Origin of the sequence: Vibrio sp. OPT46 (assembly GCF_015163535.1) — a bacterium.
GTDB lineage: Bacteria > Pseudomonadota > Gammaproteobacteria > Enterobacterales > Vibrionaceae > Vibrio > Vibrio alginolyticus.
The window spans coordinates 1-306 of the sequence record NZ_JADDYG010000213.1 but is presented as its reverse complement, the minus strand read 5'-3'; the positions used below and the strand labels follow the sequence as shown (position 1 = coordinate 306).

Genomic DNA, 306 nt, shown 5'->3' with positions numbered 1-306 from the left:
GTGCATTGGGTAGGGGAGCGTTCTGTAAGCGGTTGAAGGTGTGTGGTAACGCATGCTGGACGTATCAGAAGTGCGAATGCTGACATGAGTAACGATAAAGGGGGTGAAAAACCTCCTCGCCGGAAGACCAAGGGTTCCTGTCCAACGTTAATCGGGGCAGGGTAAGTCGACCCCTAAGGCGAGGCCGAAAGGCGTAGTCGATGGGAAACGGGTTAATATTCCCGTACTTCTTACAATTGCGATGGGGGGACGGAGAAGGCTAGGTGGGCCTGGCGACGGTTGTCCAGGTTCAAGTGCGTAGGCTGA

1 rRNA gene is annotated in these 306 nt (G+C 54.9%); it reads left to right on the top strand.

Features of this window, described 5'->3' with window-relative positions:
• Positions 1 to 306: ribosomal RNA gene (locus IQR33_RS09090) — 23S ribosomal RNA — on the top strand; the annotation flags it as partial.